Here is a 19993-nt window from a genome sequence, read left to right as displayed (position 1 = left end):
CCCAATGAACTTAAACGGAATTTGTAAGTAAATGTATATTCCTTGTCAGTGCAGTTAAAAGCGGCTAAAGTCTTGCCACTAAACAGGTATGACCAGAGAGGCCGAAGTGTCTTATCCACATTTATTACAACCATTGGATTTGGGGTTCACCCAGCTGAAAAACCGGGTGTTGATGGGCTCCATGCACACCGGACTGGAAGAAGAAAAACAAGGGTTCGCCAAACTGGCGGCCTTTTATGAAGAACGCGCCAGAGGCGGTGTTGGTCTGATTATCACCGGCGGTATCAGCCCGAACTTTCGCGGCAATCTGGTACCATTTGGTAGTCAGCTCAGTTGGTTCTGGCAAGCAGCTAAACATAAACAAGTCACAGCGGCTGTCCATAAACATAACGCGCTGATTTGTATGCAACTATTGCATGCCGGTCGTTACGGTTATCATCCGTTTAGCGTTGCGCCCAGCAAAATCCAATCGCCCATTACCCCATTTAAACCAGCTGAAATGTCAGCACGAACGGTGCGTAGCACCATCAAAGATTTCGCCAGCTCTGCCAGACTCGCCCAGAAAGCCGGTTACGATGGCGTGGAGATTATGGGTTCGGAAGGTTATTTAATTAATCAGTTTATTTGTCAGCGAACTAATCAGCGCACGGATGAGTGGGGCGGTAGTTTTGACAATCGTTGCCGCTTTGCACTGGAAACCATTCGCGCGGTACGTGAAGTCTGCGGCAAAAATTTCATCATCATTTATCGTTTATCGATGCTCGATTTGGTGGAAGATGGTAATAGTTACGATGAAGTGGTGGCCTTAGCCAAAATGGTTGCGGACGCCGGCGCCACCATGATCAACACCGGCATTGGCTGGCATGAAGCCCGGGTGCCAACCATTGGCACCATGGTACCGCGAGCAGCTTTTAGCTGGATCACCGGCCGCATCAAACAACAAGTGACGATCCCAGTGGTCGCCACCAACCGCATCAACGACCCACAAGTGGCTGAAGATATTCTGGCGCGTGGTGAAGCCGATTTAGTTTGTATGGCGCGGCCATTTTTGGCCGATGCGGAGTTTGTGAATAAAGCCGCTGCTGGCAAAGCAGATGAAATTAACACCTGTATCGCTTGTAATCAGGCTTGCCTTGACCATGTGTTTCAGAACAAACGCGCCAGTTGCCTGGTCAATCCGCGCGCCTGTTATGAAACCGAACTAAACTTTGACGCTGCCAGTACCCCGAAAAAAATTGCAGTGGTGGGCGCAGGTCCAGCCGGTATGGCGTTTAGTGTATATGCGGCGCAGCGTGGCCATCAGGTCACTTTGTTTGATAAAGAAACGCAGATCGGCGGTCAGTTTAATTACGCCAAGCAAATTCCGGGCAAAGAAGAGTTTCATCAGACCATCCGTTATTTTGACCGGATGTTGACGCTGCACTCGGTAAAACGCGAGTTGGGCCAGCTGCAAAGTGTGGATAGTCTGGCAAGCGGTGGATTTGATGAAATCGTGCTGGCAACTGGCATTGTGCCACGTGATTTGGATTTAACCGGCTTTCATCACCCGAAAGTGTTGAGTTACCTCGATGTACTGCGCGACCATAAAGCTGTTGGTGAAAAAGTAGCGATTATCGGCGCTGGAGGTATTGGCTTTGATGTAGCTGAATATCTGACCGAGCCACATTCATTGACGCTGCAACCGGATGCCTGGTTAAAAGACTGGGGCATTGATAAAAACTATCAAAGCCGTGGCGCCTTGCTGCCGGATCAAACACCGGAAGTGCCTCCACGTAAAGTATTTTTGTTACAACGCAAAAATACCAAAGTTGGCGCTGGCCTAGGTAAAACGACCGGCTGGATCCACCGTGCGGCGCTGAAGAAAAAAGGTGTTGATATGTTGTCAGGCGCACAATATCTGCGGATAGACGACGAAGGCTTATGGGTTGAACTGCAGGGTCAGCAACGTTGTCTGGACGTCGATAACGTGGTGATTTGCGCCGGACAGGAGCCACAACGGGCTTTGCAACAAGGTTTAATTGACCGTGGCTGCAGTGTGCATCTGATTGGTGGTGCTGATGTTGCCGCTGAACTGGATGCTAAACGAGCGATCCGGCAGGGCGCTGAACTGGCCGCTCGGATCTGATCAACTATCGGTAATATTTCACATCGGCGCTCAATTCACTGAGCGCCCGTTTTTCTACAGATTTTTCTTAAAAACGCTGATTTTGCTTGCCATTTGTGCATCGTTGGCGGTATTACAATCAACACAGTTTGCTGTTGTGCCGTGCTGGTGCAAATATTTCAGTTTGCACCAATCTGGCGCAGATTGTCATACGGATGCCATACCCGGGACATACATTAAGCTGCACACCGCGCAGTTATTTCCGCCTATACAAGGATTTATCGGTGTTATGACAATCATGGTATCAGCTTTGCTATACCTTGTTGGTAGTACCTATTTACTCTTCGCAGTTCAGGCATAAGATTGAAAATCGAAGGGGATAATGCTGGCGGGTCAACATCGCAACTGCTTGAGCCGTCACAGTGATCAGTAACAGGGAGTCTCAGATGTCAGGTGTATTAACAATGATTTTGGCCGGGGGTGAAGGCACCAGACTGGCTCCGTTAACCGGGATCCGCGCCAAACCCGCAGTGCCATTTGGTGGCAACTACCGGATTATCGACTTTGTGCTGAACAATTTCGTCAATTCAGATTTATTGCAGATTTTTGTCATCACCCAGTTTAAGTCGCATTCATTAATGAAGCATTTAAGCCGTTCCTGGCGGGTGACAGGTTTAACCAACAGGTTTATCGACCCTATTCCGGCGCAAATGCAAACCGGTAAGCACTGGTATCTGGGCACTGCCGATGCGGTGTACCAGAACCTGCATTTAATCCATGGTCTTGATCCGGAACATGTTTGTGTATTTGGTGGCGACCATATTTACAAAATGGACGTCCGGCAAATGCTGGATTTTCACCGCCAGCATAATGCTAAATTAACAGTTGCAGCTATTCCGGTGCCTATTGCGCAGGCACATGAATTTGGCGTGATTGAAGTGGATGCCAACGGCAAAATGATTGGGTTTGAAGAGAAACCAAAATCAAATCCGAAAACCATACCGGGTAAACCTGGTTTTGTACTGGCTTCCATGGGCAACTATATTTTTGAAGCGAAGTGTCTGGTAGATGTGCTGGAAGAAGATGCCAAAGTGCATGATTCCAAACATGATTTTGGTCACAACATTATTCCAAAGCTGTTTCCGCAAGGTGACGTCTACGTTTACGATTTTTCTACCAATATTATTCGTGGTGAAAAAGAAGAAGCCTGGGGTTACTGGCGCGATGTTGGCACCATCGATTCGTATTATGAAGCCAATATGGATTTGATCTCAGTCGTGCCACCGATTGATTTATATAACAAATACTGGCCGCTACGCAGTTACACGCCACCAGTGCCGCCGGCGAAATTTGTGCACGATGAAGCAAACCGCACCGGTCAGGCCATTAGTTCGATGGTGGCTGCCGGCTGTATTGTTAGTGGCTCTATCGTTTATCATTCGATCCTTGGCTACAACGTGCATGTGCACAGCCATGGTTACATCGAGAAAAGCGTGTTGATGGGTAATAACGACATTGGCCGCGGTTGCCGTATTCGTCGCGCTATTATCGACAAAGACGTGAAGATAGCGCCGGGTACGGTGATTGGCGAAGATCCGGTGCTGGATAAAGAGCGGTTCCACGTCTCGCCGGATGGCGTGGTGGTGATCCCGAAAGGCGCCCTGATTGGGTTTGATTAAGTAGGGTTTGATTGAGTTGGTTTGGATTGAGTTGGTTTTAACAAAATTGGTTTTGACCGGCAGGCCAACAGCGCTTCAGCTGAATAAGGTTTGACATGCAAGTAGTGTTTTTATGTAGTGAATACGAAGGTTTGCTGAAAACCGGTGGCCTGGCTGATGCAACCCGTGGCCTGGCGCAAGCCCTGCGCCAGCAAGGGCATCAGTTGACCATCCTGCTGCCGCGCTATGGCGCGTTGTACTCTTTGCCACTGTTCGATCAGTGGCAGTCAGTTTATGTTGAGATGAACGGGCAGCATATCGGCGCTGCCATTCGTCATCTGCAGCACGACGATATCGACATCGCGCTGATTGAACACCATGATTTTTTTCACCGGCCACGGCCTTATGACGATGGTGAGCACGCTTATCCGGACAACGCATTACGTTTTGCATTTTTCTGTAAAGCGGTATTGGCGTATTTGGCAACACTACCTGAAGCACAAAGCCCGGCGATCATTCATGGCCATGACTGGCAGTCGGCATTAGGTTCGGTGTATCTGAAGCAGTTGCAACAACAAGGCAAATTGCTCAATAGCCGTTTTGTGCTCAGTATTCATAATGCAGCTTATCAACAAGGGCTTGGCTGGCACGATTTACCTGTGCTTGGCCTGAGTCCGCATGAAGTGCCAGAGCAGGTGCAGTTGTCGATGTTAAGCATTGGCGTGATGAACGCCAGTCAACTCAATACCGTAAGCCAGGGCTATCGGGAAGAGTTGTTATCTGAACCGGCTGCCAATGGGCTCAGTCAACTTTATCAGGCGCGACAAGCCGATTTTAGCGGCATCTTGAATGGCTGCGACTACAGTCGCTGGGACCCGAAGACCGATCATTCGTTAATTGCCCATTACAGTGCGGATGACTTGCACGGCAAAGCCCTTTGTAAAGCGCAGCTGCGGCAGCAGGTCAATCTGGCTGAAACGAAAGCACCGCTGTTTGTGGCGGTCAGCCGGGTGACTGGCCAGAAGGGATTCAGTTATCTCATTCCGGCGCTGGCGCAGTGGCTCGGTGAGGCACAGGCTCAAGTGGTGATGATGGGGACGGGAGAGCAGCAGTTTATCGGGCCGCTCAAACAACTACAGCAGCAATTTCCGGAGAAATTTCGGTTTATTGAAGGTTTTGATGAAGATTTTTCGCATCAGTTAGAAGCGGCAGGCGATTTTTTCCTGATGCCAAGTTTGTTTGAACCCTGTGGCCTGAATCAGATTTACAGTTTGCGTTATGGCACCTTGCCGATTGTTCGCGCCACCGGTGGCCTGAAGGATACCGTGGTGGGGCTTGGCAAACGTGGCGCGACCGGTATTTCGTTTGAACAACCATCGGTTGAAGATGTCATGGTCGCTTTGCAGCAAGCTATTGCCTTGTATGCCGATCAGCGTAAATACAAAACCATGCAACAGCGTGGTATGCAACAGTATTTTGGCTGGGATCAGGCGGCATTGTTGTATCAGCAGTTATATCAAAGAGCATTGAGTTTCTGATCGTCAACACGGCGGCCAGCCTATCTGGCTGCTTATTGTTAACGGCTAACGGTCGTTCGGTTGCGGTGCCTGCAGAAAGTAAAAACACGTCCATCCGGTCTGGTATTCCGAATGAATCAATTTCGGAAACTGTTTAATGGCTGTCCTCAAATTTTATCATCTGCAATTTCTGCGCTGCTGCCGGCAATCGGAATTTATATTGTTATTGGCGGTGCGGTTATTGCTGGCGCCGGTCATGGCGGTAGCGGGTTTTAGTAAACTTGGCTGGAATAACCCGGAGCTGGATGGCTTGGCCAGAGTGCTGGCCGATCCCGCAGTCGTGCAATGGTTTGGCAATCAGGAGTGGGGTTTAGGTTTACCCGCACCCATGTTGCTAGCCACGCTTGTTGGATATATTGAATTAGTCGGCGGTTTTGCGTTATTGCTGGGGTTGGCAACGCGGTTGTTTGCATTGCCGCTGCTGTTGACGATGTTGGTCGCCATATTGACCGTGCATCTGCCTCACGGCTGGTTTGCCATCGCACCGGCGGATGGCGCCAGCAGTGCGGCGCAATTTTTCAGTTGGTTTGGGTTGTCAGAGGCGGAACAAAGTCTGCAACAAAGTGCCGAAATAGCGAACCGACTCAGTAAAATCCGGCAATTGCTTACTGAGTATGGCGATATAGACTGGCTGTTGGCCAAGGGGCCCGTCGCTATTCTCAACAATGGTGCCGAGTTTGCCGTTATTTATCTTCTGATGCTGTGGCAGTTACTGACCAGAGGCGGCGGGCGATACCTGAGTGTTGATTATTGGATCAGCAAACGAGGGCGCGATTGATGAAAACTGTTGTCGTGCTTTAACTTTATTTGCTAGCCTTACAGAGAATTTTCTCCAAGGGCAGCTTTTTATGGATGCGATCACCTTATTAACCACCCGCTATTCTTCGCCGCGACTGACTGAGCCGGCACCGAGTGGTGAAGCATTAACTCTGATTAAACAAGCCGCATTGCGGGTACCGGATCATGGCGGTTTAAAACCATGGCGTTTTGTTGTATTTAGTGGCCGTATTGCACTGGCAAAACTCGGTGATATTTTCGCCGAAGCGGCAGTGGAAGACGACCCGTCGATTGCCAATGAATTATTAGAGCGGGCACGCCAGTTACCGCTGCGCGCGCCGATGGTGATTGCCTGTATCGCCAAATGTACCGAGCATCATAAAGTTCCGGTGCAAGAGCAAGTGCAATCAGCGGCTTGCGCGGTGATGGCGATGCAACAAGCGGCCTTTGCACTTGGGTTTGGCGGAATTTGGCGCACCGGCGCTTACACCCAGTATGAGTTTGTTAAACAAACCTTAGGTTTAGGCGAAGATGACGAAATTGTCGGATATTTATATTTAGGCACCTGTGCTACGGAAGCTCCGGAGCGTAAATTGGTCGATTGCAGCGAGTATTTCTCAGATTTTATCTGATTTTTTATTGAGGTATCAGCGGCATTACCGGCAAGCTGATGATGCGGACGAAACCTAAAATCTAAAATTATTCCTAAAAACAAAACCCCACTGAAAAGTGGGGTTTATTTTTAGCAACTGACGAATGTCAGTGTGTTGAACAACGCTTAGAAATCGGCATTACCCGGGGTCCGTGGGAATGCAATCACATCACGCACGTTACCCACACCCGTCACATAAGACACCAGACGTTCGAAGCCCAGACCAAAACCGGCATGTGGCACTGTGCCATAACGGCGCAGGTCGCGGTACCAGCTGTAATCTTCTTTACACAGACCCATTGCATCCATTCGCGCATCGAGTTGCTCTAAACGCTCTTCACGCTGTGAACCACCAATGATTTCACCGATACCTGGTGCCAGAATGTCCATGGCGGCGACAGTTTTACCATCTTCGTTCATCCGCATGTAAAACGCTTTGATGTCTTTTGGATAGTTTTGCAGAATAACCGGCGCGCCAACATGCACTTCGGCTAAATAACGCTCGTGTTCAGATTGTAAATCCACACCCCATTCCACCGGGTAGTCGAATTTTTTGCCACAGGTCTTCAGAATATCCACCGCTTCGGTGTAATCCATCCGCACGAAGCTAGAATTGATAATGTCTTGCAGGCGGCTGATGGCTTTATCGTCCACACGCTCGGCGAAAAACGCCATGTCATCGCTGCGTTCAGTCAATACAGCGTTGAATACATACTTCAGCATGTCTTCGGCCAACTGCGCCACATCTTTTAATTCAGCAAAGGCCACTTCTGGTTCAATCATCCAGAATTCGGCTAAGTGGCGGGTGGTGTTCGAGTTTTCTGCACGGAAAGTCGGGCCGAAGGTGTACACATTGGACAGCGCACAAGCGTAGGTTTCAACGTTGAGCTGACCAGACACCGTTAAAAAGGTTTCTTTGCCGAAGAAGTCTTGCTTGTAATCAACTTTGCCTTTGTCATCACGCGGCAGGTTTTCCATGTCTAAAGTACTGACGCGGAACATTTCACCTGCACCTTCAGCATCGGCACCGGTAATAATTGGTGTGCTGATCCAGTAAAAACCACGCTCATGGAAGAAGCGGTGAATGGCCTGGGCCAGACAGTGGCGAACCCGGGTAATAGCACCTACCATGTTGGTACGTGAGCGTAAGTGTGCCTGTTCGCGCAGATATTCCATCGAATGGCGTTTTGGCGCCATTGGGTAGGTATCCGGATTTTCGACCCAACCCAATACTTCAACAAGATTGGCTTGAATTTCAAAGGATTGGCCCTGGCCTTCAGATTTGGCGATGGTACCGCTGACAATCACTGAACAAGCCGTCGTCAGGCGTTTAATTTCAGTTTCGTAATTATTCAGTTCAGCCGGAGCGACGGCTTGCAGTGCATCAAAACAGCTGCCGTCGTGTACGGCGAGGAAAGAAATACCAGCTTTGGAATCGCGACGGGTGCGGATCCAGCCTTTAATGGTAACCAGGTCGCCGACTGCATATTTGCCGGCCAAAATATCTTTAATCACTGCATGTGTCATGCAATAGGCTCCAACTTGCTGCTTGAATGGTTTGAATTTCGATTTGAATTTCGCTAAAGAGGTGTAATCATACGCAGGCCGCGTTTCAACACAAGCAAAAATTGACAGGAAGCCCGATTTGACTGAGCAAAACCAAGCAGCACCACCGAAAAATCGCCGTAAAGGCCCAGACTGGTTATTACATTGTCTGAGCTTATTATCGATCGCTGGCTGGGTAGGTTTTGTTGCCGCACTAGGTTTTGCCCATATGGCAAAACCGGAGTTTAATTCGGGGTTAGTGCGTTACTGGGGCATTTCAATTCGTGAATATTGGCATCCGGATCTCACGCCGCAACTGATGTATCTATTGTGGTGGTGCTGTGGCATCAGTTTACTCAGCTTATTGCTTAATCGTGCCCGATTACGCCGGGCTCATGATCGGATGCGCTATAACGTGCTGGTGCTGTTAGCGATGTCTGCAGCCTTGTTAGCTTATTTGTATCAGGTGGTTTGACGTATCTGATAGTTGTTACAGTTTCTGCTGCAATTTTGCTGCATAAAATACAATTCAGCTACGCGTCAGTTTCATTGTTTTAGATTTCCGGTTTTATTATGAAACGGTCTTCTAACAGCGAGCTCACGATGAAACTGAATTTGATACGAATTTTAACCCTTGGATTGATGATGCAAGCGACGGTTGGTTGTGTGCTGATAGACACCGATAATGACGTGTTTAATGCAACAGCTGCAGTGATCACTGGGGTTTATATGCAAAAAGAAATTGATGAACAAAAAGCAATATCCGCTAAATCAGATATTTTTAAATCCAACGATCCAAAGGTCAAACAACTTGATCAAGCGATCGAAAAGGTACGACACCGCTCGCAGCTAGAATCGGCCATCAACAGCGAACAGCCATCTCCTTTTAATTAACCCTCAGGCTCCCGGCAGTGGCGGTTGCGCGGTAAAAATCTGCTGTGCCGCCACCTGTAATATTGCGCTGGTGAGTTGACTGAGTTCCGCCGGTTTGATGATAAAAGGCGGCATCAAATACAACAATCGACCAAAAGGTCGGATCCAAACGCCCAAATCCACAAATAGCCGCTGACATAACGCCACATCCACCGTAGCCGTCATTTCCAGCACGGCCACAGCACCCAGCACCCGCACATCGGCTACTTGTGGCAAATTTTTTGCCGATTGCAGTTCTGATGTAAGTTGTTGTTCAATCGCGGCAACCTGGGTTTGCCATTGTCCGCTGGCAATTAACTGCAAACTGGCGTTCGCTACGCTGCAGGCCAGCGGATTGGCCATATAGGTTGGCCCATGCATCAAGGCGCCGGTAATACCATTGGCGACTTTGTCGTTGCATAAAGTGGCAGCCAAGGTGATGTAACCGCCACTCAGCGCCTTACCAACACACATAATATCTGGTGCTATGGCGGCATGTTCACAGGCAAATAACTTGCCGGTACGGCCAAAACCGGTGGCAATCTCATCACAAATCAGCAGCACATTAAATTCGTTGCATAATTCGCGGCAAAGTTGCAGATATCGTGGGTGATACATTCGCATGCCACCAGCGCCTTGCAAAATGGGCTCGGCAATCATTGCCGCTAGTTCCGCATGATGCTGTCGAAACAACGACCGTAACGCGGTTTCATCTTCAGGTAACCATGCGCCATCAAACCTGCTTTGTGGTGCAGGCGCAAATAACTGTGGCGTCAGCTGACTGCGAAACAGGCTATGCATGCCATCATCGGGATCACACACCGCCATCGCAGCAAAAGTATCGCCATGATAGGCCTTGGCAAGGCTTAAGATTTTGGTTTTATTTTGGTTACCCTGCGACAGCCAGAACTGCAGCGCCATTTTCAGCGCCACTTCTACCGCAATCGAACCGCTGTCGGCGAAAAACACTTTTTGTAGTGAAGCTGGTACCAGCGACAACAACGTTTTGGCTAAATCGACCGCCGGTTGATGGGTAATGCCACCAAACATCACATGGCTCATTTTGCTGAGCTGCTCAGTCACCGCGGCATTCAACACCGGATGATTGTAACCATGCACCGCCGACCACCAACTGGAGGTACCGTCTATCAGCGAACGGCCATCTTCAAGATAAAGGTGTACACCAGATGCGTGAGTGACGGCGTAGACCGGCAACGGGTTTTGCAAGGAAGTATAAGGATGCCAGATATGTTGACGGTCAAATTGCAGATCAATAGCCATAAAATGCTCAATAAATAACCAGTGGTAAACTTTGCAAACTGGTTGGCGTTGACTTCAAAGGGCAGGCCGTTAGACTAACGACAAATCACTCGAACTACAATGCAAAAACGCCACAGGAAACCAGGATCTATGTCTTTTAACATGCCGAATGCAGAAGTGCGTCATAACTGGACTTTATCGCAGGTCAACGCCTTGTTTGCGTTACCTTTTCATGAACTGATGTTTCAGGCCCAGCTGACTCACCGCGCCAATTTTAATCCACGCGAAGTGCAAATCAGTACTTTGTTATCAATCAAAACCGGTGCTTGCGCCGAAGACTGCAAATATTGCCCACAAAGTGGCCACTATAATACTGGTCTGGAGCGCGAGCGCTTGCTGGAAGTAGAAAAAGTGCTGACCCAGGCCAAAGCAGCCAAAGACAAAGGCGCCAGCCGTTTTTGCATGGGCGCCGCCTGGAGTAACCCAAAGCAGCGCGATATGCCGTACATCATGGAAATGGTCAAAGGCGTGAAAGCGATGGGGCTGGAAACCTGTATGACACTGGGCAAACTCGATGCCGGTCAGGCACAGGAGCTGGCGGGCGCGGGTCTTGATTATTACAACCACAACCTCGATACCTCGCCGGAATTTTATGGCGAAATTATTACCACCCGCACTTATCAGGACCGGTTAGATACACTGTCGCATGTGCGTGATGCCGGGATGAAAGTCTGTTGTGGTGGCATCGTCGGCATGGGCGAAAGTGCCAATGACCGTTCAGCGCTGTTGATGCAAATTGCCAATTTGCCGGAGCATCCACAAAGTGTGCCTATTAACATGCTGGTGAAAGTGGCTGGCACGCCACTGGAAAATGTCGAAGATTTAGATGGTTTTGAGTTTATCCGCACCATTGCGGTTGCCCGGATCATGTTGCCTAAAAGCCACGTGCGGTTATCCGCAGGACGCTCACGGATGAACGAGCAAATGCAGGCGCTGTGTTTTATGGCCGGTGCCAATTCGATTTTTTACGGCGACAAATTGCTGACCACCGAAAATCCGGAAGCTGATGCCGATATGCAACTGTTCGCAAAACTGGGCCTGGTGCCAGAGCAGCGCCATGATGTGTCGGATGAAGCCTACGAAGCGGCGATGGCCGATGCGATTAAAGAGCAAAATACCCCGTCGTTGTTTCATGCGGCAAACTAATGAAAACTTCGGTTGTCCGGTAAGGCGCTGCTGATGCGTGCTGAACAAATGCAGGCGTTGCTGGTGCAGCGCCAACAAGCCGGATTATTACGTCAGCTCAAAGTGCTGGACTCCGTTAAAGGTTCCAGCCTGCGCTTTCAGGGTAAATCTTTCTTAAATTTTTCCGGTAACGACTATCTTGGCCTGTCTGGTGATCCGGCTGTGGTGGCAGCGCTGCAACAAGGCGCCAGCGATTATGGTGTGGGCAGTACCGGCTCGCCGCTAATCAGTGGTCAGCAACTGCCGCACCAGCAACTGTGTGATGAAATCTGTGATTGGCTGAATGTCGAAGCGGTGATGCTGTTTAGCTCTGGTTTTGCTGCCAATCAGGCCATGTTATTGGGGCTTTGTGGCGAAGACGAGCTGTTGCTGCTGGATAAACTCAGCCATGCCTCGATGATTGATGCGGCTTTGCAGTTACCGGGTGGTTACAAAAGGTTTTTACATAATGACGTTGGTTCGCTGCAGAAGTTATTAAATGCGCAGCAGCAAGCCGGTCTGAGCCTTGAAAAATCAGCAGTGGTCGCCACCGAAGGGGTGTTCAGTATGGATGGCGATTCACCCGATCTTTCCGGGCTCACCAGCCTTTGTCAACACTATCAGGCGCCGTTGTTATTGGATGACGCGCACGGCATCGGTGTGCATGGTGCCGAAGGTGCAGGCTCACTGGTAAATGCCGGACTTAGTAGCAGTGCCGCACAGTGTCTGATGGCCAATTTTGGCAAAGCACTTGGCGGCCAAGGGGGCTTTTTAGCCTGCTCACAACTGGTGGCAGATTATTTAACCCAGAGCGCGCGGCATTTTATTTACAGCACCGCGTTATCGCCGGCCATAGCGGTCGCCATGACGCAGAGTATCCGGTTATGTCGTAAAAATCAGTGGCGTCGTGAGCGTTTGAATGAAAATATCCATTATTGTCAGCAGCTTGCAAAGCAATATGATTTGCCGCTATTGCCGTCTGACAGCGCTATTCAGCCGTTACTGATTGGCGACAGCAATAAAGCGATGGCGGTCAGCCAAGGTTTAGCCGGGCAGGGTATTTGGCTCAGTGCGATTCGTCCACCCACAGTACCGCAGCAGCAGGCGCGCCTGCGCATCACGTTAACAGCTTTACATCAAAAAGCGGATTTAGCCTTGTTATTTCAGAGTTTAAAGGCGCTTTTGTGAAGGTGCTGCTATGAAGGATTTGTTATGACAGCCCTGCGTCAGCAAACCGAGTCAGGTGTGCAAACATCATTAAACCCGGTCATTGCTGCTCATTTTGATAAAGCGGCCAGCAGTTATGTCTGTGCGGCAGCTTTGCAGCAACAAGTGGCACTGGACCTTGCAGCAGTATTACCTGCGACAGCGCCGCAGCAGTGCCGGGTATTACTGGATGTTGGTTGTGGCCCGGGTTGGTATCATCCGCAATTAATTAAACACTGCAGCGAATTATGGGCAGTGGATTTAAGTGCTGCGATGCTGGCTCAGGCACAAACTTTGGGTTGTGCCAGCCGTTATCTGCAGGCTGATGTCTGTCAGATCCCGATACCGGATCACAGTGTTGATCTCATTTTCAGCAGTCTGATGTTGCAATGGTGTGCCACACCCAAACAAGCTTTCCAGGAACTTTGCCGGGTGCTAAAACCTGGCGGCACTATGTTGCTCAGCACTTTAGTGCAAGGATCGCTGGCGGAATTTCAGCAAAGCTGGGCAGGGGTGGATGACGATGTGCATCAGCTGCAATTGTTAGCCACTACTGAGGTCTTGGCGCAGTTTCAAAACCTTGGTGTAGCTGTTGGGAGTCAAGAACGGCAATATCAGGTGTTTTATCCGGATGTCTGGGCATTGGCACGTGGTTTTAAACAGATAGGCGCCAACTTTGTGCAAGGCCGGCAGGGGCAAGGTTTAATGGGCAAGCGGCGTTGGTTAGCTTTTGCCAACAACTATGAGCAGTACCGGGGCGCCCGGGGGTTGCCGTTGAGTTATCAGGTCCTGCAATTGGTGGTTACTAAACCAGCATTATTGGACGGTGTAACAGAGACAGCCAGCATAGAACAGGACACAACAGCCTGATATGAAAACCGTATTTATCACCGGTACTGATACCGATGCCGGTAAAACTTATGTCAGTAGCTTGCTGTTAAAAGGCTTTGCTGCGAAAAACATCAGCGCCATTGGCTTAAAGCCTATTGCGGCTGGCGTGGATGACGACGGTAAAAACGCCGATGCAAAACGACTGCAGGCATTATCCGCGATGCCGTTGTCGTACGAAGTAGTCAATCCTTTGTTGCTACAAGCACCGGTGGCACCGCACCTGGCGGCAGCCAGTGAAGGCATAAATCTGGATTTTTCAGTGTTGGATCAGCAGTTGGTTGATACTGCCGAGCTACCGGTCGGTGTCCGGTTAATTGAAGGTGCCGGTGGCTGGTTATTACCAATCAATCAAACCGTATATTTCGCCGACTGGGTGCAACAGCAGCAGTTCCCGGTGATATTGGTGGTTGGCATGAAACTCGGTTGTTTAAATCACGCGATGTTAACGGCTCGTGAGTTGCAGCGCAGTGGGGTGACAGTGCTCGGTTGGGTGGCCAATGTGATAGATCCGAAAATGTTACTGCTGACGGAAAGCATCGACGATTTGACATTACGTTTACCCTGGCCACGGCTGGCTGTACTACCGTTTCAAACGGCAGCGCCGGTGCAGGTGGCACTTCAGCTGGCGGAAGCGGTGCTACAACAGCTGCAGCAACCGCAGTGACGGGGTTACTCAAGCAGCAATTAACGCTGCAACAAGCTGGATAAATCCGCTCCAGGTTCCACTGGCGTTTTTTCGCCAGCGACAAACAAATACCCATTGACGGCACCAAGATACTGCAAATGATTACCATCGCGGCGCAGCGCCGTGCCCTCTGGTAGACCGACAATAGGTGTTGTTGGGTTTAACAGCATAAATTCATTCAGTCGCATATCACGGGTTTCACCATGAAAACCGGCCGGTTTAAAGTCGGTGTAATGCGGATTGAGCTGAAAGGGTAATAAATTAAGCGCAGTAAAGGATGGCGGTTCAATAATTGGCATATCGTTGGTGGTGCGGATACTTTGTCCAGCCACGTTCGAGCCGGCACTCCAGCCGATATAAGGTGTTCCCTTGGTGACTTTTTTGCTAATTAAATCAATCAGCTGATGCTGATATAGCTGCTGCAGCAAGTGAAACGTATTGCCACCACCAATCACAATCGCCTGCGCCTCTGTTACCGCTGCTTTCGGATCCGCAAATTGGTGAATACTGTCAACAGTGATCGAAATGGCCGTCAGCGCCGTTTGTACCATTTGCTGGTATGCGTCATACCCTATGCTGACGCCGGCATACGGAATAAACAGCACCCGGCGAATGTCGCCAAGCAGGGCATCAATATGGCCAAGGCCAGGGGCCAGATAGTCGCTGTTATCAGCGCGGGACGAGCTTAAAAGCAATAATTGCATAACGGACTCCGGTAGATTTGCAATCAATTCTACGGCAGTGCTGGCGCGAATGCAGCAGGCTTTTACAGCTGTAATAATGTCTGTGGTGATAGTGCGCTGCAGTATGGTGTTGATACCATTGCTTACAAATCAGTGCAGACTGCCGATTGAAAATCAAAAATCAGGCCATATAGTAAGGTCAGTAAATTTAAATTAGCTGGTTTTAACTTCAGAAGTAAAGAGGTAAACATGAAACGTATAATGCTGTTTTTATTGACAAACTTAGCAGTAATGCTGGTGTTGTCTATTGTGCTCAGTATCGTCTTTTCGGTATTTGGCATCAGCCGTAACAGCATGGGTGGATTATTAACGCTGGCTGCGGTGTTTGGTTTTGGTGGTTCATTTATTTCACTGGCGATGTCGAAATGGATGGCGAAACGTTCAACGGGCGCAGTCGTTATTGAGCAACCGCGTAACGCTACCGAGCAATGGTTATTTACTACTGTAAAAAATCAATCGGCCAAAGCTGGTATTAAAATGCCGGAAGTTGCCATTTATGATTCACCGGAAATGAATGCATTTGCGACCGGTATGAGCCGTAATAGCTCGTTGGTTGCCGTCAGTACCGGCTTACTGCGCAATATGCGCGAAGATGAAGTGGAAGCGGTGTTGGCGCATGAGATTTCTCACGTTGCGAACGGCGATATGGTGACGCTGACGCTGATCCAGGGTGTAGTAAATACCTTTGTGATTTTCATGGCGCGGCTGATAGCCGGTGCAATTTCCAACGCTACCCGCAGCAGCGACAGCGAAGAACCGGTGCAGGGCGGCCTGGCTTACATGGCAACAGTTTTTGTACTGGAAATGATTTTTGGCGTGCTGGCCAGCATCATTGTGATGTGGTTTTCACGCAAACGTGAATACAGTGCGGATGCCGGAGCTGCCAAACTGGTGGGTGCCGACAAAATGATTGCAGCGCTGGAGCGCCTGCGAAACAACCACGAAAGCCAATTAGAAGGTTCGATGATGGCTTTTGGGATCGCCAACAAACCGGCTGCTTCTGAACTCTTTATGAGCCATCCGCCGCTGGAAAAACGGATTGCCGCGTTACGCTCAGGATTTTAAATCGATGGCTTTTTAATTCAATAGCTTTTTAAATCGATGATTTTTAAACCGGCGGTGTTTTTAACCGCCGCGGATGCTAAATCGCAGTAAAGTTGGATTGAACCTGTGTTCGCATTTGGCAGCAATACAGTTCCCAACCTTTTCGGGTCGCAGTAGCGGCCCCTTTTTTTCGGCTGAATGTTGCACTGTGCGCAGAATTTAAACGTTAAATCCCTGCCGTTGAACGAGTTTTGCCCATCGGCGGCTGTAGGAATTGTCAATGCTTTGTTATGTTGGAGCACTTTTCACTCAGTTGGATCATCAGCATGGCCAGGTTTGTATTGTCTTCGTCCACCCTTAAATTGTCTTCGTCCACCCTTAAATTGTCGTTGCCCGTCTTTAAGTTATCCTTAGGTGTGCTGTGTTGCCTCAGCGCTTTGCCAGCCATGGCCTCGCCGCAACAGGGTTATTACCGGGCGCCGGCTTTGCATCAGGACCAACTGGTGTTTACCGCCGAGGGCGATTTGTGGTTGCAGCAGCTTGGCAGTGCCAAGCCTGCACAACGGCTGACCACCCATCCGGCAGAAGAAATCAATGCGCAGTGGTCAAAGAATGGCCAGTGGCTGGCGTATCAGGCCAATTATGAGGGGGTCAGTGAAGTTTATGTTTTAAGTAAAGACGGTGGTTTACCCAAACGCGTCAGTTTTGACAACAGCAGAGTGAAAGTGCAGGGCTGGACCGCGGACGGCAAAGTTTTGTACAGCACCGACCATCAAGTTGGCCCGGCCAACAGATGGCTGCTGAAAATGGTGGATCCGCTGACGCTTGCAACTGAAACCTTGCCATTAGCCGATGCGGTGGAAGGTGTGATTGATGCCAAAGGCGAGTACTTGTATTTCATCCGATATGGCCTGCAACTGACCGGCGATAATGCCAGGGTGTATCGCGGCGGCGCTATGGGGCAGCTGTGGCGTTACCATTTAGGCCGTAAATCTGAAGCAATCCGCCTGGCGGCTGATCATGTTGGTTCAGTGCGGCAGGTGCAATTATGGCGCGACAGCATTCTGCTCGTCAGCGATGCCAGCGGCAACCCGAACTTATGGCAGTTTGCTTTGGATGGTTCAGCCGGCAAAGCCATGACCGCTGAGCAGGATTTTCAGCTGCGTAGTTTCAGGGTGGATGGCGATAATGCCGTCTTCCAACTAGGTGCTGACTTGTATCAGTTAGCACTAAATGCGACTCCATCAGCTAAGCCGGAAAAACTTCAGCTGACTTTACGTTCCGATGCGCCTTATCAGCGTCAGCGTTTTATTGATAAACCTTTGACTTATCTGACTTCGGCTAGTCTGGCGGCAAAGGCCGACAAAGCGGTAGTGACCCTGCGTGGTAAACTGGCCGTGCTGAGTAAACCGCCACTTCGCACTGTGACTATCGCAACCCCGGATACCAGTCGCTCCAGAACTGCGGTATTAAGCCCCGATGGCAAATTTGTATACGCGATAAATGACCAGTCCGGCGAAAACGAAATCTGGCGGTTCCAGGCCGATGGCAGTGCTGTGGCAAAGCAGCTCACGAACGATGGCGTGACATTTCGCTGGGGCTTATACCCATCGCCGGATGGCCGTTATCTGGCGCATGATGATAAAGCCGGCAATTTGTGGCTACTGGATGTGACTGCTGGCACCAACCAGCTGATCTATCAGGACGGCTCTGGTTTGTCACCTTATCCGCAGGTGGTGTGGTCTGGCGATAGCCAGCAACTGGCGTTTACCTTCGAGCACAAAGACCGCGAACGGCCACAACTGATGCTGTATCAGTTGCAGTCTAAGCAAAGTCAGCTGTTGACCAGTGAAAATTATTCATCCTTTAGTCCAGCGTTTAGCCCGGATGGACATTGGTTGTATTTTTTATCGCAGCGCCAGTTTGAGGCCAATCCGGCATCGCCCTGGGGCGATCGCAATATGGGGCCTGCCTTTGATAAACGCACTCAGGTTTATGCGATTGCATTAACCCAGGGCGCCAAACAACCATTTTTAGCGCCGACTGAGTTAACCGGCGAACCTACGGCTAAGCCTCACAACGAAGCCAATAAGTCTGACCAGGTGGCAAGTAAATCCGACAACCATACGCCACTGCCCTTAAACCAATTACCCGGTCAGCTATACCCAATACCGGTCGCTGCAGGGAATTATCAAAAACTGGAACTCAATGATAAGTTTTTGTTTTTACTGGACTCAGCCCAGGGCGCCAATACCGGAACCCTGAAAACAGTAGCGATTGACGCCCTCAAACCTGAAATGACCACCTTCAGCGAACAAGTGGTCGATTTTTCGTTAAAGCACGATGGAAAACAGCTACTCCTCAGTAAAAAGCCAACACCTGATCAAACCGATTTGTTGTTGCTGGATGCCGCAGCCAAAGCGCCTGAAAGCCTGCAAGGCAAAGCTTTAGCGACTAAAGATCTAAGTATTGCACTGCAACCTGCCGCTGAATGGCAGCAAATGTTTAATGACGCCTGGATCATGCACCGTGATTCATTATTTGACCCGAACACGAGGGGGGTGGACTGGCAAGCCAGTAAACAAAGATACCAGCCACTGTTGAGCCGGGTCCGCGACCGTTATGAGCTCGATGATCTGTTCAGCCAGATGATGGGCGAATTGGACGCTCTGCATTCGCAGGTGCGTGGCAACGACTTTGCAAAACCGCAGGAGCCGGTACTACAAGCGACCTTAGGTGCTGAGTTAAGTTTTGCTGACAACGCGGTCTGGATTAAACAAATTTACCGGACTGATGCCGATTTACCTTTGCTGGCGGCGCCATTAGCCAAAGCCGGTGTTGATGCCAAGGCTGGCGATCAAATCATGGCGATTAATGGCCAGACGGTGACCGATGCTGCTTCTTATCATCAGGCGTTGTTGCAACAACAAAATAAACAAGTGCTGCTGACGCTCAAGCGCCAGGGCAAGGTGCTGCAAACGGTCGCAGAAGCCATCAGTCCACAGCAGGAAACCATGCTGCGCTACAGCCATTGGGTACAGAGCAATCAGCAGCATGTAGCTAGTCTGAGCAAGCAGCAGCTGGGTTATTTACACCTTAATGCGATGACGCCACCGGATCTGGCTGGGTTTGCCCGTGATTTTTATTCACAACTGGAGAAACCGGGGCTGATCATTGATGTACGCCGTAACCGTGGCGGCAATATCGACAGCATCCTGATTGAAAAACTGCTGCGCCGGGCCTGGGCGTTCTGGCAGCCAGTACGGGGCAAAGCTTACCCGAATATGCAGCAAAGTTTTAATGGAAAACTGGTGGTACTTACAGATGAACTGACATATTCCGACGGCGAAACCTTCGCTGCCGGGATTAAAACCTTAGGTCTTGGCACTTTGATTGGCAAGCAAACCGCCGGTGCCGGGGTCTGGTTATCCGGCCGTAATTTGCTGAGTGACTATGGCGTAGCACGGGTTGCTGAAACGGCGCAGCACGCGATGGATGGGCGTTGGCTGATTGAAGGACGGGGCGTGAGCCCGGATCTGGTGGTGGAAAATTTGCCTTGGGCAACATTTAACGGGCATGATGCACAATTAGCCGCTGCAATTAGTTATTTGCAACAGCAACTTAAACAACATCCGCCGGTCAAAATGCAGGCATTGCCGTTACCCTTAGGTAGCGCTGCTGATGCGACAGGTCCAACAACTATAAAATAGGAAAC

Annotated in this window: 16 protein-coding genes; 13 read left to right on the top strand and 3 right to left on the bottom strand. The window is 49.9% G+C overall.

Annotation, left to right across the window (positions count from 1 at the left end; genetic code table 11):
• Window positions 1-88 precede the first annotated feature (88 nt).
• The 5 genes from A5320_RS07520 (at window position 89) to A5320_RS07500 (ending at window position 6748) form a co-directional block, all read left to right on the top strand.
• Window positions 89-2125: an oxidoreductase gene (locus A5320_RS07520; RefSeq protein ID WP_068063165.1), complete on the top strand. Its 2037-nt coding sequence runs from the start codon at window positions 89-91 to the stop codon at window positions 2123-2125.
• A gap of 425 nt (window positions 2126-2550) precedes the next feature.
• Window positions 2551-3783 carry a glucose-1-phosphate adenylyltransferase gene (glgC, locus tag A5320_RS07515; protein WP_068063163.1) on the top strand — a complete coding sequence of 411 codons (1233 nt, stop codon included), beginning with the start codon at window positions 2551-2553 and terminating at the stop codon, window positions 3781-3783.
• Between the two features lie 95 nt (window positions 3784-3878).
• Complete coding sequence (locus A5320_RS07510) at window positions 3879-5300, top strand: glycogen synthase (RefSeq protein ID WP_068063161.1); 1422 nt, start codon at window positions 3879-3881, stop codon at window positions 5298-5300.
• A 136-nt stretch (window positions 5301-5436) separates the two neighbouring features.
• Entirely contained in the window at window positions 5437-6117 is a 681-nt protein-coding gene (locus A5320_RS07505; protein ID WP_068063160.1) for an HvfX family Cu-binding RiPP maturation protein, read from the top strand.
• 70 nt (window positions 6118-6187) lie between these two features.
• Window positions 6188-6748, top strand: coding sequence for an NAD(P)H nitroreductase (locus A5320_RS07500; RefSeq protein ID WP_068063159.1), 561 nt, complete (start codon window positions 6188-6190; stop codon window positions 6746-6748).
• Window positions 6749-6894: 146 nt separating this feature from the next.
• Here A5320_RS07500 and asnS read toward each other — a convergent pair whose 3' ends face one another.
• Window positions 6895-8295 carry an asparagine--tRNA ligase gene (asnS, locus tag A5320_RS07495; RefSeq protein WP_068063157.1) on the bottom strand — a complete coding sequence of 467 codons (1401 nt, stop codon included), beginning with the start codon at window positions 8293-8295 and terminating at the stop codon, window positions 6895-6897.
• 118 nt (window positions 8296-8413) lie between these two features.
• Between asnS and A5320_RS07490 the strand changes: the two genes are divergently transcribed.
• Both A5320_RS07490 and A5320_RS07485 read left to right on the top strand, forming a co-directional pair.
• Entirely contained in the window at window positions 8414-8788 is a 375-nt protein-coding gene (locus A5320_RS07490; protein WP_068063155.1) for a hypothetical protein, read from the top strand.
• A 98-nt stretch (window positions 8789-8886) separates the two neighbouring features.
• Entirely contained in the window at window positions 8887-9207 is a 321-nt protein-coding gene (locus A5320_RS07485) for a hypothetical protein (protein ID WP_157605724.1), read from the top strand.
• A 3-nt stretch (window positions 9208-9210) separates the two neighbouring features.
• On the opposite strand, the gene bioA is transcribed toward A5320_RS07485, so the two are convergent.
• Window positions 9211-10506 carry an adenosylmethionine--8-amino-7-oxononanoate transaminase gene (gene bioA / locus A5320_RS07480; RefSeq protein WP_068063152.1) on the bottom strand — a complete coding sequence of 432 codons (1296 nt, stop codon included), beginning with the start codon at window positions 10504-10506 and terminating at the stop codon, window positions 9211-9213.
• A 129-nt stretch (window positions 10507-10635) separates the two neighbouring features.
• Between bioA and bioB the strand changes: the two genes are divergently transcribed.
• The 4 genes from bioB to bioD are packed head-to-tail and all read left to right on the top strand — an operon-like array spanning window position 10636 to window position 14470.
• Window positions 10636-11691, top strand: coding sequence for a biotin synthase BioB (gene bioB / locus A5320_RS07475; protein WP_157605722.1), 1056 nt, complete (start codon window positions 10636-10638; stop codon window positions 11689-11691).
• A gap of 33 nt (window positions 11692-11724) precedes the next feature.
• Entirely contained in the window at window positions 11725-12897 is a 1173-nt protein-coding gene (locus tag A5320_RS07470) for an aminotransferase class I/II-fold pyridoxal phosphate-dependent enzyme (protein WP_068063150.1), read from the top strand.
• Between the two features lie 24 nt (window positions 12898-12921).
• Entirely contained in the window at window positions 12922-13785 is an 864-nt protein-coding gene (gene bioC / locus A5320_RS07465) for a malonyl-ACP O-methyltransferase BioC (RefSeq protein WP_068063148.1), read from the top strand.
• Window position 13786: 1 nt separating this feature from the next.
• Complete coding sequence (bioD, locus tag A5320_RS07460; RefSeq protein WP_068063146.1) at window positions 13787-14470, top strand: dethiobiotin synthase; 684 nt, start codon at window positions 13787-13789, stop codon at window positions 14468-14470.
• Between the two features lie 20 nt (window positions 14471-14490).
• On the opposite strand, the gene pepE is transcribed toward bioD, so the two are convergent.
• Window positions 14491-15195, bottom strand: coding sequence for a dipeptidase PepE (gene pepE, locus A5320_RS07455; RefSeq protein ID WP_068063144.1), 705 nt, complete (start codon window positions 15193-15195; stop codon window positions 14491-14493).
• A 228-nt stretch (window positions 15196-15423) separates the two neighbouring features.
• Here pepE and htpX point away from each other — a divergent pair, with 228 nt between their 5' ends.
• Window positions 15424-16299 carry a protease HtpX gene (gene htpX / locus A5320_RS07450; protein WP_068063142.1) on the top strand — a complete coding sequence of 292 codons (876 nt, stop codon included), beginning with the start codon at window positions 15424-15426 and terminating at the stop codon, window positions 16297-16299.
• Window positions 16300-16604: 305 nt separating this feature from the next.
• Window positions 16605-19988 carry a S41 family peptidase gene (locus A5320_RS07445; RefSeq protein WP_068064706.1) on the top strand — a complete coding sequence of 1128 codons (3384 nt, stop codon included), beginning with the start codon at window positions 16605-16607 and terminating at the stop codon, window positions 19986-19988.
• The last annotated feature ends 5 nt before the right edge of the window (window positions 19989-19993 follow it).

Origin of the sequence: Rheinheimera sp. SA_1, from assembly GCF_001669775.1 — a bacterium.
Taxonomy (GTDB): Bacteria; Pseudomonadota; Gammaproteobacteria; order Enterobacterales; family Alteromonadaceae; genus Pararheinheimera.
Note: the sequence above shows the minus strand (reverse complement) of the source record. Positions and strands in the feature narration are given on the sequence as shown.

Bases quoted from the DNA above. Each gene is read 5' to 3' on its own strand.
- bioC (WP_068063148.1), top strand. From the start codon at position 12,922: ATGACAGCCCTGCGTCAGCAAACCGAGTCAGGTGTGCAAACATCATTA.
- A5320_RS07485 (WP_157605724.1), top strand. From the start codon at position 8,887: ATGAAACGGTCTTCTAACAGCGAGCTCACGATGAAACTGAATTTGATA.
- glgC (WP_068063163.1), top strand. From the start codon at position 2,551: ATGTCAGGTGTATTAACAATGATTTTGGCCGGGGGTGAAGGCACCAGA.
- A5320_RS07470 (WP_068063150.1), top strand. From the start codon at position 11,725: ATGCGTGCTGAACAAATGCAGGCGTTGCTGGTGCAGCGCCAACAAGCC.
- A5320_RS07505 (WP_068063160.1), top strand. From the start codon at position 5,437: ATGGCTGTCCTCAAATTTTATCATCTGCAATTTCTGCGCTGCTGCCGG.
- pepE (WP_068063144.1), bottom strand. From the start codon at position 15,195: ATGCAATTATTGCTTTTAAGCTCGTCCCGCGCTGATAACAGCGACTAT.
- bioA (WP_068063152.1), bottom strand. From the start codon at position 10,506: ATGGCTATTGATCTGCAATTTGACCGTCAACATATCTGGCATCCTTAT.
- A5320_RS07520 (WP_068063165.1), top strand. From the start codon at position 89: ATGACCAGAGAGGCCGAAGTGTCTTATCCACATTTATTACAACCATTG.
- asnS (WP_068063157.1), bottom strand. From the start codon at position 8,295: ATGACACATGCAGTGATTAAAGATATTTTGGCCGGCAAATATGCAGTC.
- bioB (WP_157605722.1), top strand. From the start codon at position 10,636: ATGTCTTTTAACATGCCGAATGCAGAAGTGCGTCATAACTGGACTTTA.
- bioD (WP_068063146.1), top strand. From the start codon at position 13,787: ATGAAAACCGTATTTATCACCGGTACTGATACCGATGCCGGTAAAACT.
- A5320_RS07510 (WP_068063161.1), top strand. From the start codon at position 3,879: ATGCAAGTAGTGTTTTTATGTAGTGAATACGAAGGTTTGCTGAAAACC.
- htpX (WP_068063142.1), top strand. From the start codon at position 15,424: ATGAAACGTATAATGCTGTTTTTATTGACAAACTTAGCAGTAATGCTG.
- A5320_RS07500 (WP_068063159.1), top strand. From the start codon at position 6,188: ATGGATGCGATCACCTTATTAACCACCCGCTATTCTTCGCCGCGACTG.
- A5320_RS07445 (WP_068064706.1), top strand. From the start codon at position 16,605: ATGGCCAGGTTTGTATTGTCTTCGTCCACCCTTAAATTGTCTTCGTCC.